Origin of the sequence: Amycolatopsis sp. CA-230715 (assembly GCF_018736145.1) — a bacterium.
Lineage (GTDB): Bacteria > Actinomycetota > Actinomycetes > Mycobacteriales > Pseudonocardiaceae > Amycolatopsis.
Map to the genome: position 1 here is coordinate 633,303 of NZ_CP059997.1, position 13,190 is coordinate 646,492.

Consider the following 13,190-nt stretch of genomic DNA (forward strand, 5'->3'; position numbering starts at 1 on the left):
AGGTCGCCGTGGCGACCATCAGCGATGTGGCGGAACGCGCCGGTGTTTCGACCGCCACGGTGTCCCGCGCGCTCAACGGCAAGTCCACTGTGGACCCCGCGCTCGCCGCGCGCGTGCAGGCCGCGGCGACCGAGCTCGGCTATCACCCGAACGGCCTCGCCCGCAACCTGCGCCGCCAGGAGACCGCGGTGCTGGCGCTGATTATCTCGGACGTGGAGAACCCGTTCTTCACCGCGATCGCGCGCGGCGTCGAGGACGTCGCGCAGACCGCCGGGTACTCGGTGGTGCTGTGCAACTCCGACGAGAACGCGGAAAAGGAGCGCCGCTACATCGACGTGGCGCTCCAGGAGCGCGTCGCGGGTGTGGTGCTCTCCCCCACCGGCGCGTCCACGAGCGTCCAGGTGCTGAGCCAGCGTGGGACCCCGGTGGTGGCGGTCGACCGCCCGCTCACCACGGAGGCGGGCGACCAGGTGCTCGTCGACACCCGGCTCGCCGCGAAGCAGGCCACCGAACACCTCCTCGCCGCGGGCTACCGGCGCATCGCCTGCCTGACCGGGCCCGCCGGGGTCCGCACCGCCGACGACCGGCTCGCGGGCTACCGGGACGCCCTGCCCGGCAGCGACGCGGACGACGAACTGGTGCGGCGCGCGGAATACCGCGCGACCGGTGCCGCCGAGGCCACCGCGGACCTGCTGAAGCTGACGCCGCGGCCGGACGCGCTGCTCGTCGCGAACAGCACGATGGCCGTCGGCGTGCTGGAAGTGCTCGCCGAGCGCGGGCTGCGGCTCGGACGGGACATCGGCGTGGTCGCCTTCGACGACGCGCCGTGGGCGACACTGGTGGACCCGCCGCTGACGGTCGTCGCGCAGCCCGCCTACGACATCGGCACCAGGGCCGCGCAGCTACTGCTCGCGCGGATCGGCGACAACACGCGGGAAACCACGTCGGCCACCCTCGCCGCCCGCCTCATCCCGCGCGGCAGCTCCTCCCGAACTGCCTGAACGCGGTTCCGCCGCGCCAGCCGCGAGGGCCGGGAGCGCGGTGGATCCGGCGGCGAAGGGGATGGATCCCGGGCAGCGCAAGGGATCCCGGAGCGCCCCGACTGTGACGTTCGGGGCGCTGGATTCCCCGAACGTCACAGTGATGTCGGGTGCGCGGCACGATGATCGGCGGCGGAGGTCCCCGAAGGCCACCTTCGGGGACCCTAGCGCCACTTTCTCGGCCCTCGCTCACGCGCGGACAGGGCTGCGCATGCCCCGAAGGTGACCTTCGGGGCGCTGGATGCCCTGAAAGCCACCTTCGGGGCGCCCGGCAGCCCGCCGCGAGGGCCGAGATCCTGACACAGACCGCCCAAGAGGAGCCTTCGGCGACATACACGACCCGCCCCCTCTATAGGAGCATCTTTCGGCGCATCACCGGATCCCCGCCGAGACAGCAGAAGCCCCTGCCAGCACGGACGCCCCCTACCGGAGCCGCCTTCGAGGCGACCGGAAGGCTAGCCCTGCTTGTTCATTTCGGCGTAGACCTGGGCGGCGTTTTCCTTGGTGACCAGGCGGGTCGGCAGGGTCTGGGTCTTCTCGACCTTGCCGCAGTCGACGAGGAGCGTCTTCGCGGCGGCGACGGCTTCCTTGCCGCCGGTCGGGTAGACGAAGGTCGCCGAAAGGCGGCCCGCTTCGACGGCCTTGATCCCGCCCGCGTCGATGGGGAGGCCGTCGATGCCGATGATCTTGAGATCGGGCTTGCCCGCGTTGGTCGCGGCGATCCTGGCGCCCTCGGCCATCGGGTCGTTCTGCGAGTAGATGGCCTGGATGTCGGGGTGCGCCTTGAGCACGGCGTCGGCCTGTGCCTGGCCCTTGTCGCGCAGCCAGTCCCCGTCGGCGGTGGCGACGATGTCGATGTTCTTGCCCGCGATGCCCTGCTGGAAGCCGTCGGCGCGCTCCTTGGCCGGGGTGGATCCGGCGAGGCCGCGGATCTCGGCGATCTTGCCGCCGCTGGGCAGGAGCTTCGTGCCGACGAATTCGCCCGCCTGCTTGCCGATGTCGGTGTTGTTGGCACCGATGAACGAGGTGTAGGCGTCGCCGTCGACCTTGCGGTCGAGCACCAGCACCGGGATGTTCTTGTTGAAGGCCTCCTTGACCACGTTGGTCAGCGGGGTCGCCTCGTTCGGGCTGATGATCAGCAGGTCGATCTGCTGGGTCAGGAAGGTCTTCACCTGCTCGACCTGCTTCGAGTTGTCCTGCGCCGCGTCGGCGAAGTTGACCTTGAACTGCGGTATGCCCGCGGCGGCGGCCCTGATGTCGTCATCCATCCGCTGGCGGTACGGCTCGGCGACGTTGGCCTGGCTCATCCCGATGGTGTAGCTGCCGTCCTTGCCGCACTTCTTCGGCGCCGATTGCTGGCCACCGCTCTTCGGGGCACCCGAGTTCTCGCTCGTGGTGCCGCAGGCCGAAGTCGCGACGAGGGCGCAGGCCGCCAGCGCGGCGCCGACGACCACCCTCCGTGTCCGCACTGTCATGGCAGTTCCCTTCTTGTCGGTCAGCGAAGTAGGCGAAGTAGGCGAAGTAGGCGTGCTCAGCCCGCGGATTCCGGGCGGAAGCGCTGCAGGCCCGCGGCGAGCACGATCACCAGCCCGATGATGAGCAGCTGGATGTTGGAGTCGATGTTGTTGAGCGCCAGGATGTTCCGGAGCACCCAGACGAGCAGCGCACCGGCGACGGTGCCGACGACCGATCCCCTGCCGCCGGTGAGGCTGGTGCCGCCGATCACCACGGCGGCGATGGCGTCGAGTTCGTACATGGCACCGTCGTTGGGGCCGCCGAAGTTCAGCTGGCCCGCGTGCACGATCCCGGCGAGCGCGGCGAGCAGCCCGCAGATGCCGAACACCAGGATCTTCACGCGGGTGACCGGCACACCGGAGAGCCTCGCGGCCTTCTCGTTGCCGCCGATCGCGTAGATGTGCCGCGAAAACGCGCTGACCCGCAGCAGGACGACGGCGAGCGCGGCGACCACGATGAAGATGAGCGCGGGGATCGGCACGAGCCCGTTGAAGGTGCGCTCGCCGAGCAGGGAAAAGGTCAACGGCGCCTGGTTCGCGCCATCGCCGTAGGTGATGGTGATGCCCTGCCCGCCGGACCAGATCCTGGCGAGCCCCCGCGCGATCTGCATGCCCGCCAGGGTCACGATGAACGCCTGGATGCCGAACTTCGCGATCGCCACGCCCTGCAGCAGGCCGAACACGAGCCCGATGGCGAGCACGATCAGCACCGCGGGCACGAGGCCGAAGTCGTTGTTGACGAGGAGCACGGCGGCACCGACACTAGCGAGCCCGAGCACGGAGCCGACGGACAGGTCGATCCCGCCGATGAGGATCACCAGTGTCATGCCGACGGCGAGGATCCCGGTCTCCGAGGTCGCCCGCACCACGCCGAACAGGTTGTCGGGGTCGAGGAAGACCAGGTCGCCGTTCTTGACCGGGGAGAACACGATGGCCGCGATGAACACCACGACCAGTGCGAACACGCTCTGGAAGCGGAACACGATGGAGACGAGATCGGTGCCGCGGGTCCGCTTCAGCTCGGGGTCCAGCACGGTGGACGGGCCGGGGCCCTGCTTGGTCTGCTCGGTCATGCCCTCTCACCCAGTTCTTCGCTCACGGCTCCTTCTCCCATCGACGCGGCGAGGAGATCGGCTTCGCTGCCGGAAGCGGTGTCGATCTCCTGCACGCTGCGCCCGTCCTGCAGGACGATCACGCGGTCGCACACGCCGATCAGCTCGGCTGGCTCGGACGAGGCGAGCAGCACGCCGACGCCGCGGCTCGCGGTTTCGCCGAGCAGGCGGTAGATCTCGGCCTTCGCCCCGACGTCCACCCCGCGGGTCGGTTCGTCGAGCAGCAGCAGCGACGGTTCGGTCAGCAAGTTCCGCCCCAGCACCACTTTCTGCTGGTTCCCGCCGGACAGCGAGCCGACCGGGCTGGCCAGCGACGCGAGTTTCACGCCGAGCCGTTCGGTGGTTTCGGCGGCCAGCGCGCGCTCCTTCGCCCTCGGCACCGCGCCCAGCCGCGCGATCCGTTCCACAATGGACAGTACGGTGTTGGCCAGCACGGAGTGCTCCAGCGACAGCCCGGCGATCCGGCGGTCCTCGGGGAGGAACGCGATGCCGAGCTTGAGCGCCTGTCTCGGCCCCGACGGCGCGATCTCCTTGCCGTCCAACAGGATCCGGCCGCCGGTGGGCCTGCCCGATCCGACGCCGTAGAGGGTTTCCAGCAGTTCGGTGCGCCCGGCGCCGAGCAGCCCGGCGAGCCCGACGATCTCGCCCCGCCGCACCCGGAGGGAAATGCCCGCGGGATCGCGACGGCCCGGCTTCGGCCGCTTTTGCCGCACCTCCAGGTCTTCGACCCGCAGCAGGTCGTCGCCGTCGTCCTCGTCGGCAAGGTGCGCGCTGTCCGGCTCGGCCTCGGTGCGGAACATGAGGTGCACCGGCCTGCCGACCATCGCCTCGGAAGCCTGCGCCGCGGTCATCGCGCGCGCGTCGAACTCGGCGACGACGGAACCGTTGCGCAGCACCGTCGCCCGGTCGGCGACCCGGCCGATCTCGTCCATCCGGTGCGAGATGTAGACGATCCCCGCGCCGCCCCGCCGCAGCTCGGCGATCACCGTGAACAACTGCTCGACCTCGTGCGAGGACAACGCGGAGGTCGGCTCGTCCATGATCAGGATCCGCGCGTCGAGCGAGAGCGCCTTGGCGATGGTGACCAGCTGCTGCTCCCCGGTCCGCAACTGGTCGATCGGGCGGCGGGGGTCGAGCGCGACCCCGGCGCGGTCGAGCAGCTCGCCGGTCTCGGCGACCATGCGGCCGCGGTCGACCACGCCGTACCGGGTCTTGAGCTCCCTGCCGAGGAAGACGTTCTCGGCCACGGACAGCGCGGGCACCAGGTCGAGCTCCTGGTGGATCATCGCGATCCCGGCGCGCTGGGCGTCGACGGGACGGGTGAAGTGCACCGGCTCGCCGGAGACCCTGATCTCGCCCTCGTAGCCGCCGACCTCGCCGGAGAGCACCTTCATCAGGGTCGACTTGCCCGCGCCGTTCTCGCCGAGCAGCGCGTGCACTTCGCCTTCCAGCACGGTGAAGTCCACCCCGGAGACCGCCCGCACCCCGCCGTAGGCCTTGCTGATCCCGGCCATCTCGACCAGCGCGGCACCCCCCGCAGCCTCACTGTCCATCCGCATCCTTCGTTGGCGACGGTCGGCGTCCCGGCGTGCGCTGAAGGTCCCGTACCTTCGTGAACACCCGAGAAATCGATTACCCGAGAAAGCTAGAGTGACCTGGACGACGTGTCAAGCATCACCCGATCGGGTTCTTTACCCAGGTGCGCCACGGCCCGCGAAGCCCGCGTACGGCCCGCACTGTACCGAGCACGCGGTGCGCACACGACCACTTTCGACCTCCGACCGCCGGATCGGAGCAGGCTCGTGACATGCCAGTACCCGCGCCGGAATGGGACACTGGAAGAAGTGGCCGGGAAAGTCCCTTCGACCCTGGACAACACCACCTGAGCAGGGCAGACTGACCGACGGTCGCCTACAGCATGTGTTTGATTATGTGCGTTACGTGTCGATCTTTGGTGAATTCACCCACATTTGCGGTCAGGAATCGCACGAACCCGCACACGCGAGCTAGTCTGAGCGGCATGACTATGGCGCTGGAAAACGTGCTCGCGAAGGCAGGGCTCCGAGTGGATGCCACCGAGTTCCTCACTCTCGTGGAGGATGCCGCGCGCAGGCTGTCCCCGCTGGCGCCCAACCCCGCGGAGTTCTTCCCGTCCGACACGCGCGCCGCGCTGACCGACGTCGGGCTGGACCTTTCCCCCTACGAAGAGGACGAAGCGGACTTCCGGGCCAGGACGGTGGCCGCGCACGCGGTGTTCGCCGAATCCTCGCTCACCGCGAACGAGGTGGCCAAGAACCTCGGCGTCGACCGCAGCCGCGTCCGGCACAAGCTGTCCGAGGGCAGGCTCACCGGCTGGAAGGACCAGAGCGGGTGGCGGCTGCCGTCGTGGCAGTTCACCGGCAGCGGGGTGCTGCCGGGCCTCGAGGTGGTGCTGGCGGCGGTGCCCGCGGACCAGCCAGCGCTCGTGGTGGCCGCGTTCATGAGCACACCGCAGGAAGACCTCGTGATCAACGAGCGTCCGGCGACCCCGCGGCAGTGGCTGCTCGCGGGCGGCGACCCGGAGGCCGTCGTGGCACTGGTGGAGGTTCTGGGCACGCCCTTCTAAGCTGTCCACCCGGCCCAAGATCACGAGAAACAGGTAACAGCACGAATGGCAAGGCTCCCCCTGCCGCCTTCTCGCGCCGTCCTGGTCAACGAGCTGAACCGCACCGAGGACGTCGTGGCGGTGCACCCGGGGACCAGGCTGGTGCGGATCTTCACCGCGCACGGCAACCATCCGCAGCAGTGGAACTCGTTCCGCTACACCGGCCCGCTTCCGCACGGCCGGTTCGACCAGCAGCACCCCGCGCGAGGGGGAAAGCCGGTCACCGACCCCGGTAACGGAGTGCTCTACTTCGGGCTCACCGTGCGCACGAGCGTCGCCGAGGTGTACCAGACGACGTCCACGGTCGACCGCAGGACGCGCGGCCCCCGGCTGGTGGTGGTGCGGCCGACCAGGACGCTGCGGCTGCTGGACCTGTCCGGGCTGTGGCCGACCAGGGTCGGCGCCTCGCAGGAGATTTCGAGCGGCCCCAAGCGCATCACGCAGGCGTGGGCGCGCGCGATCCGCTCGGCCTTCAGCGATCTCGACGGGCTCTGGTACCGGTCTTCGATGGATTCGGGTGGCCCCGCGCTGTGCCTGTGGGACCCGCCGGCAGGCGCGGCGCTGCCCGTCGAGCCGGACGTGCTGCTCTCGCTCGACCACCCCGGCCTCGACGTCCCGCTCGGCAGGGTGTGCGCCGAGCTGAACTACGTCCTGCTGGACTAGCTAAAGGTGCCTTGACCACCAGTCGAGCACGGCTTCGAAGCGCTGGAGGCGGTGGCGCGGGCTGCCGGAGCGGCTCAGCTCGTGCCCTTCGCCGGGGAACAGCAGCAGCTCGGTTTCGGTACCGGCGCGCTTGAGCGCGACGAACATGCGCTGCGCCTGTTCCACCGGGCACCGCCAGTCGAGTTCCAAGTGCACCACGGCGAACGGGATGCCGATCCGGTCCGCGTGCGTGAGCGGGCTGCGGGCGCGCTGCTCGGCCGGATCGTCGCCGACGTAGCAGCGGGCGAACTTCCAGCCGATGTCCGAGCTGCCGGTGAACGAGTCCCAGGCGTTGACCGCGCGCTCGCTCCACGCGGCGCGGAACCGCCCGCCGTGGTGCGCGGCGAGCCAGCCGGTCATGAACCCGCCGTAGGACCCGCCCATCACGCCGGTCCGGCCGCGGTCGAGATCTGGCCGCTCGAGCGCCGCGTCGAGCAGGGCCAGCAGGTCGTCGGCGTCGACGGTGCCGAGCGCGTGCAGGATCGCGCGGCCGTGCGACTCGCCGTAGCCCGCGGAACCGCGCGGGTTCGGAAGCACGACCGCGTACCCCGCGGAGGCGTACACCTGCGCCTCGTCGAACAGGCCCCAGCCGTAGTCGGCGAACGGCCCGCCGTGCACCACCAGCAGCACCGGATGCGGGCCGTCGCCTTCGGGCAGCACCAGCCAGCCGTGCACGGGATACCCGTCGGCGGAGGTCGCCGTCAGCTCGGTCAGCGGGCGGATTCCCTTGTCCCGCAAGGGTTTCGACCAGTCCGTGAGCGGGCCGGAGCCGAGCAGGCAGACGTCGCCGCGCGAGTCCGGGGCCGTGATCGCGGCGGCGACCCGGCGCCCGTCCGCGGCGAACGCGGTGACCCTCGCACGCTCGCCGCCGAGCAGCCGGAGCCCGTCGAGACGGGTCCCGGCCGCGGTGCGCGGGACGGCGCGCAGCTCGACGGCGCCCCGGGTGCGGACGGCGACCAGCAGGTCGTCGCCGAGGGGCACCGGCGGCCCCGCGGCGGGATCGCAGTCGACGGTCTCGGCGTCGGTGAGCCGCCGCGCCTCGGCGACGGAACCCGGCTCCGGCAGTGACGCGGAGAAGAGCCCGACGTTGCGGATCTCGGTCCCGGGACCGGAGAACTCGGTGCCGTAGAAGAAAAGCGACCCGCCGTCGGCGCACAGCCGTTCGGCGTAACCGCGCATCCGCACGACCAGCTCCGGCGCGCCGCCCGCGGCCGGGATCGCGTAGACGTCGCACTGATCGCCGTCTTCCCTTCCCCAGTCGCGCCCCGCGACGACGAGCACCCGCTCGCCGTCCGGGGTCCACACCGGGTGCTCGACATCGGCTTCGCCGTCGGTGAGCGCTTCCGCGCCCAGGGACGGCCCCGCCGTCGTGGCCCCGTCGAACACGTCGGCCACGAACAGCCGCAGCCGCCGGTCGCCGAGGAACCCGATGTCGTCGAGCCGGTAATCGAGCCGGGTGATGAGCCGCGGTGCCTCCGCCTCCGCCGCGACGGATTCGCCGGAGGAATCCGCGGTGCCGTAGCGCCCCGGTTCCGGGATCCGCGCGGTGAAGGCGATCCGCCGCGAATCCGGCGCCCACACCGGCTCGCCCGCGCCGAGCGGGAGGCCGGTGAGCCGCCGCGCCTCGCCGCCGTCGGACGGCATCACGTGCAGCTGGGCCGGGTCTCCGCCGGTGCGGCGGAGGAACGCGACCCACCGGCCGTCCGGTGAGATCGACGGCGCCGAATCGTGGTCGCCGTGCGTCCAAGCCCGGTCCGTGCCGTCGAAACCGATCCTGCGCACCGTCCCGGTGTAGCGATCGGTGTCCAGGCAGGGCCGCGAAACCGCGGCCAGCAGGAGTTCACCGCGCAGCGCCAGCCGCCCCGGTACCGCCAGCAGTTCGAGATCCGATGGACGCACCGGCCGACCCTACCGGCACGGGATCACCGGGCGTCTTCTCGTTCCTCGGGTGCTTCGGCGTGCAGGTCGAGTCCGTTGGCGTGCACGGATTCCGGGTCCCGCTTGGCCTTCATCAGGCTCGCGACCGTGGTGATGGTCAGCACCACGACGATGACGCCGAGGGACACCCAGTTGTTGATGTCGAGCCAGTCCGGCACGGCGTCGTACTCGTGCAGGGCGTGCAGGAACAGCTTGGCGCCGATGAAGCCGAGGATCACCGCGAGGCCGTAGGACAGGTAGACCAGCTTCGAAACGAGGCCGCCGAGCAGGAAGAAGAGCTGCCGCAGGCCCATCAGCGCGAACGCGTTGGCGGTGAACACCAGGAACGCGTCCTGCGTGATGCCGAAGATCGCCGGGATCGAGTCGACGGCGAAGAGCAGGTCGGCCGAGCCGATCGCCACGATCACCACGAACATCGGGGTGATCCACCGCTTGCCGTCGCGCTTCACGAACGACTTGTGGCCGACGTAGTCCTCGGTGACCGGGAAGACCTTGCGCACCAGGCGGGTGACCGCGTTCTCCTCGTACTCCTCGTCCTCGTCCTTGTTGCGGACCATGCTCACGGCCGTCCACACCAGGATCGCGCCGAAGAGGAAGAACACCCAGACGAACTGCGCGATCAGCGCGGCGCCCACCGCGATGAACACGCTCCGCATCGCCAGCGCCAGCAGGATGCCGACCAGCAGCACCCGGTGCTGGTGGATCGCGGGCACCTTGAACGAGGCCATGATGATCATGAAGATGAACAGGTTGTCCACGCTGAGCGAGTACTCGGTGATGTACCCGGTGAAGAACTCGATCGCCGGGTGGTGCCCGGCGAAGAACCACAGCCCGATCCCGAACAGCACCGCGCACGAGATGTAGAAGATGACCCAGCGAGCTGCCTCACCCGTGGTGACCTCGTGCGGCTTCCGGTCGACGATGACGAGGTCGAGCGCGATGAGCGCGAGCAGGCCACCGACCGTGGCGACCCACAACCACAGGGGAACAGTCATGAAACGAAACCTCCGGATAGTGCGCAGCAGCAACTAACCGGAGGTCTCTTCCGCCGGTGCGGGACCGGCCGACGGTGCCGGGCGCCCAGGGGCAGCCGTGCTGACGACACCGCCGCGGAGGAATACTCCCCTCACAGCGATGTCCATTTTGACTGCTCAGCGCCCCGAACGCCAGCCGGGGTCACCCGCGTCACCAGGATGCCCGGCGTAACTTCGGTCACGTCAGGCGAACGGCCCTTGTTTCCGGTGCCGCTGTCGACGCTGAGTGCGCGCTCCGCTGCGCCACCCATGGGAAGTTCTCAGGAAAGGTCACATACGGTCAACCCGTGCCCCGAATCCCGCTCCCCCGCACGCGCGGCGGCAAGCTGCTGACGCTCGCGCTCGTGCTCGTCGTGCTGGCCGGTGCCGGCGTGGTCTGGGTCCGCTCCGGCCGCGACGCGCCGCCGGTCGCCACCGAGGACGCGATGGTGCCCGTCCCGGCCGCACCGGGCTCCGCCGACCGGATCCAGCTCGACACGACGCTGTACAAGCCCGGCGCGTCCCCCGCGCCGGCCGTGCTGCTCCCGCACGGCTTCGGCGGCGACAAGAACAGCGTGCGGACGCAGGCCGAAGAACTGGCCAGGCGCGGATTCGTCGTGCTGACCTATTCGGCGCGCGGATTCGGCCGCAGCACCGGGAAGATCTCGCTCAACGACCCCCGCTACGAGGTCGCCGACGCGCAGCGCCTGCTCGACCTGCTCGCCGCGCGTCCGGACGTGATCAAGGACGGCGACGGCGATCCGCGCGTCGGTGTCACCGGCGGTTCCTACGGCGGGGCGCTGGCGTTGCTACTGGCGGGCACGGACAAGCGCGTCGACACGATCGCGCCGGTGATCACCTACAACGATCTCGCGCAGGGCCTGGTGCCGAACGCGGCAGGCCCCGGCGCGCCGACCCCGGCGGCGGGCGCGTTCGCCCCCGACGGGGTGTTCAAGAAGGCGTGGGCTGGCATCTTCTTCTCCGCCGGATCCGGTGCGGCCGGGCTGGGCGGAACCGGCGGCGGCACCGGGAACGAAGCGCCGGAACCCGGCCAGCAGACCAGTGAAAGCTCGCAGTCGGGCGCGAGCGGCGCGCAGGGCGGCGGCGCCTCGGTCCCGGTTCCCCCGCCCGCCCAGGCCGGTTCGCCGAGGCCGGGATCGGGGGACCCGTGCGGGCGGTTCACCGCGGACGCCTGCGCCGCCTACACCGAACTCGCCACCACGGGACGCATGAGCCAGCGCACCGCCGATCTGCTGCACCGGGTTTCGCCCGTTTCGGTGACGAACCGGATCACCGCGCCGACCCTGCTGGTGCAGGGCGAGAACGACACCCTGTTCGGGCTCGACCAGTCCGACGCGACCGCGCGCCAGATCACCGCGGCGGGCGGCAAGGTGAAGACCATCTGGTACCCCGGCGGCCACGACGGCGGGCAGCCCGGCCCGAAGCTGCGCGCCTCGATCGGCGACTGGCTTTCCTTCCACCTCACCGGAACGGGCGCCGATCCCGGCACCGGGTTCCGCTACGACGTGCAGGGCACGCTGCGCGCCAACGGCGCGCCGTCCGTGCGCAGCGTGGAAGCACCGGCCTATCCGGGGCTCGCTTCCGGCACGACCGAACGCCGCGACGTGGCGTTGTCCGGGCCGCCGCAGACCGTGGTGAACCCGCCCGGCGGGAGCCCCGCCGCGGTCAGCGGGATGCCGGGCCTCAACGGCATCGCGAGCAGTTCTTCCCGGCTGGCCGGGCTTTTCGGGATCGACCAGCCCGGCCAGTCCGCGCGGTTCACCTCGGCCCCGCTCGGCGCGCAGTTGCTCGTCGCGGGCGCTTCGACGGTCCGGCTCACCGTGTCGGCGCAGCCGTCGGGCGGCACGGCTCCCGGCGAAGCCGTCCTGTTCGTGAAGCTCTACGACGTCGGCCCCGACGGTGCGCGCACGCTGCCGTCGAACACCCTCGCGCCGATCAGGGTCACCGGCCTGCCAGCCGACGGCTCGCCCCGCGAGGTGCCGGTGACGCTGCCCGCGATCGTGCGGCCCGTCGAATCGGGCCACGCGCTGCAGCTTTCGGTCAGCACCACGGACCAGTCCTACGCCGGGTCGACGACCGCGGCCGCGTACCGGATCGGGCTCGCCGGCGCGCCCGCGGTCTCGGTGCCGGTGGTGCCGGGGCGCGCGGTCAGCACCGGCTGGCCGGTCGGGAAGGTGCTGGGGATCGCGGGCATCCTGCTCGCCGCCGTCGTGATCGCGCTCGTCGCGGCGTTCCGGCGCCGCCGTTCGCACCGCGTCGACGAGGAACTGGCCACGGTGCCGCTGGTGATCACCGGGCTGACGAAGTCCTACCCCGGTGGCCTGACCGCGGTGAACGACCTGTCCTTCCGGGTGGAGCCGGGGCAGGTGCTCGGCCTGCTCGGGCCGAACGGCGCGGGCAAGACCACCACGCTGCGCATGCTGATGGGCCTGATCACGCCGAGCGCGGGCGAGATCAAGGTGTTCGGGCACACGATTTTCCCTGGCGCGCCGGTGCTTTCCCGTATCGGGTCCTTTGTGGAGGGTTCGGGTTTCCTGCCGCACCTGTCCGGCGAAGCCAATCTCCGGTTGTACTGGGACGCCACCGGGCGGCCGGACGAGAAGGCCCACGTGGCCGAGGCGCTGGAGATCGCGGGCCTCGGCGACGCGGTGCGCCGCAAGGTCCGCACCTACAGCCAGGGCATGCGGCAGCGGCTCGCGATCGCGCAGGCGATGCTCGGCCTGCCGGAGCTGCTCGTGCTCGACGAACCGACCAACGGGCTCGACCCGCCGCAGATCCACCAGATGCGCGAGGTGCTCCAGCGCTACGCCGCGACGGGCCGCACGGTCGTCGTCTCGAGCCACCTGCTGGCCGAGGTCGAGCAGACCTGCACGCACGTCGTGGTCATGCACCGCGGGCGCCTGGTGGCCTCCGGCGAGGTCGGCGACATCGTCGCGGCCGGTGGCGAGGCGACGTTCCGGGTGGACCGCCCCGCCGAAGCCGCGGCCGCGCTGCGCGGGGTGGCCGGAGTGTCCGATGTGGACGTCGAAGGCGATCTCGTGCACGCCGATCTCGACGGGCTGCCGAGGGCGGACGCCGTGACGGCACTGGTGCGCGCCGGGGTTTCGGTCTCGCAGGCCGGTCCGCGGCGGCGCCTGGAAGACGCGTTCCTCCAACTGGTCGGTGAGGACACGACATGAGCAGCGACGACGTGCTTTTCCCAGCGG

At 70.8% G+C, this 13,190-nt stretch carries 9 protein-coding genes; 4 read left to right on the plus strand and 5 right to left on the minus strand.

Annotated features, from left to right (window positions below):
* Positions 1-8 precede the first annotated feature (8 nt).
* On the plus strand, positions 9-1,001 hold the full coding sequence (locus HUW46_RS03045; RefSeq protein ID WP_215545803.1) for a LacI family DNA-binding transcriptional regulator: 993 nt from the start codon (positions 9-11) through the stop codon (positions 999-1,001).
* A 494-nt stretch (positions 1,002-1,495) separates the two neighbouring features.
* On the opposite strand, the gene HUW46_RS03050 is transcribed toward HUW46_RS03045, so the two are convergent.
* Genes HUW46_RS03050 through HUW46_RS03060 form a run of 3 tightly spaced genes read right to left on the minus strand, consistent with a single transcriptional unit; the run spans position 1,496 to position 5,219 of the window.
* Positions 1,496-2,515 carry a substrate-binding domain-containing protein gene (locus tag HUW46_RS03050; protein WP_215545804.1) on the minus strand — a complete coding sequence of 340 codons (1,020 nt, stop codon included), beginning with the start codon at positions 2,513-2,515 and terminating at the stop codon, positions 1,496-1,498.
* Between the two features lie 56 nt (positions 2,516-2,571).
* Entirely contained in the window at positions 2,572-3,627 is a 1,056-nt protein-coding gene (locus HUW46_RS03055; RefSeq protein ID WP_215545805.1) for an ABC transporter permease, read from the minus strand.
* Positions 3,624-5,219: a sugar ABC transporter ATP-binding protein gene (locus HUW46_RS03060; RefSeq protein WP_215545806.1), complete on the minus strand. Its 1,596-nt coding sequence runs from the start codon at positions 5,217-5,219 to the stop codon at positions 3,624-3,626. The genes HUW46_RS03055 and HUW46_RS03060 overlap by 4 nt, the downstream gene beginning before the upstream one ends.
* A 467-nt stretch (positions 5,220-5,686) precedes the next feature.
* Between HUW46_RS03060 and HUW46_RS03065 the strand changes: the two genes are divergently transcribed.
* Positions 5,687-6,271 carry a DNA-binding protein gene (locus tag HUW46_RS03065; RefSeq protein WP_215545807.1) on the plus strand — a complete coding sequence of 195 codons (585 nt, stop codon included), beginning with the start codon at positions 5,687-5,689 and terminating at the stop codon, positions 6,269-6,271.
* Between the two features lie 45 nt (positions 6,272-6,316).
* Positions 6,317-6,973, plus strand: coding sequence for an RES family NAD+ phosphorylase (locus HUW46_RS03070; protein WP_215545808.1), 657 nt, complete (start codon positions 6,317-6,319; stop codon positions 6,971-6,973).
* Here the strand turns inward: HUW46_RS03070 and HUW46_RS03075 are convergent, their stop codons facing one another.
* Together HUW46_RS03075 and HUW46_RS03080 are read right to left on the minus strand one after the other, a co-directional pair.
* Complete coding sequence (locus HUW46_RS03075; protein ID WP_215545809.1) at positions 6,974-8,911, minus strand: S9 family peptidase; 1,938 nt, start codon at positions 8,909-8,911, stop codon at positions 6,974-6,976. It abuts the gene before it with no gap.
* A gap of 23 nt (positions 8,912-8,934) precedes the next feature.
* The gene (locus HUW46_RS03080; RefSeq protein WP_215545810.1) at positions 8,935-9,945 is read right to left on the minus strand and encodes a TerC family protein; all 1,011 of its coding nucleotides are present in this window, start codon (positions 9,943-9,945) and stop codon (positions 8,935-8,937) included.
* Positions 9,946-10,271: 326 nt separating this feature from the next.
* Between HUW46_RS03080 and HUW46_RS03085 the strand changes: the two genes are divergently transcribed.
* Positions 10,272-13,163, plus strand: coding sequence for an alpha/beta fold hydrolase (locus tag HUW46_RS03085; protein ID WP_215545811.1), 2,892 nt, complete (start codon positions 10,272-10,274; stop codon positions 13,161-13,163).
* Positions 13,164-13,190: the final 27 nt, after the last annotated feature.

Coding starts and splice junctions, on each gene's coding strand:
- HUW46_RS03050 (WP_215545804.1), bottom strand. CDS start 2,515: ATGACAGTGCGGACACGGAGGGTGGTCGTCGGCGCCGCGCTGGCGGCC.
- HUW46_RS03055 (WP_215545805.1), bottom strand. CDS start 3,627: ATGACCGAGCAGACCAAGCAGGGCCCCGGCCCGTCCACCGTGCTGGAC.
- HUW46_RS03060 (WP_215545806.1), bottom strand. CDS start 5,219: ATGGACAGTGAGGCTGCGGGGGGTGCCGCGCTGGTCGAGATGGCCGGG.
- HUW46_RS03065 (WP_215545807.1), top strand. CDS start 5,687: ATGACTATGGCGCTGGAAAACGTGCTCGCGAAGGCAGGGCTCCGAGTG.
- HUW46_RS03070 (WP_215545808.1), top strand. CDS start 6,317: ATGGCAAGGCTCCCCCTGCCGCCTTCTCGCGCCGTCCTGGTCAACGAG.
- HUW46_RS03080 (WP_215545810.1), bottom strand. CDS start 9,945: ATGACTGTTCCCCTGTGGTTGTGGGTCGCCACGGTCGGTGGCCTGCTC.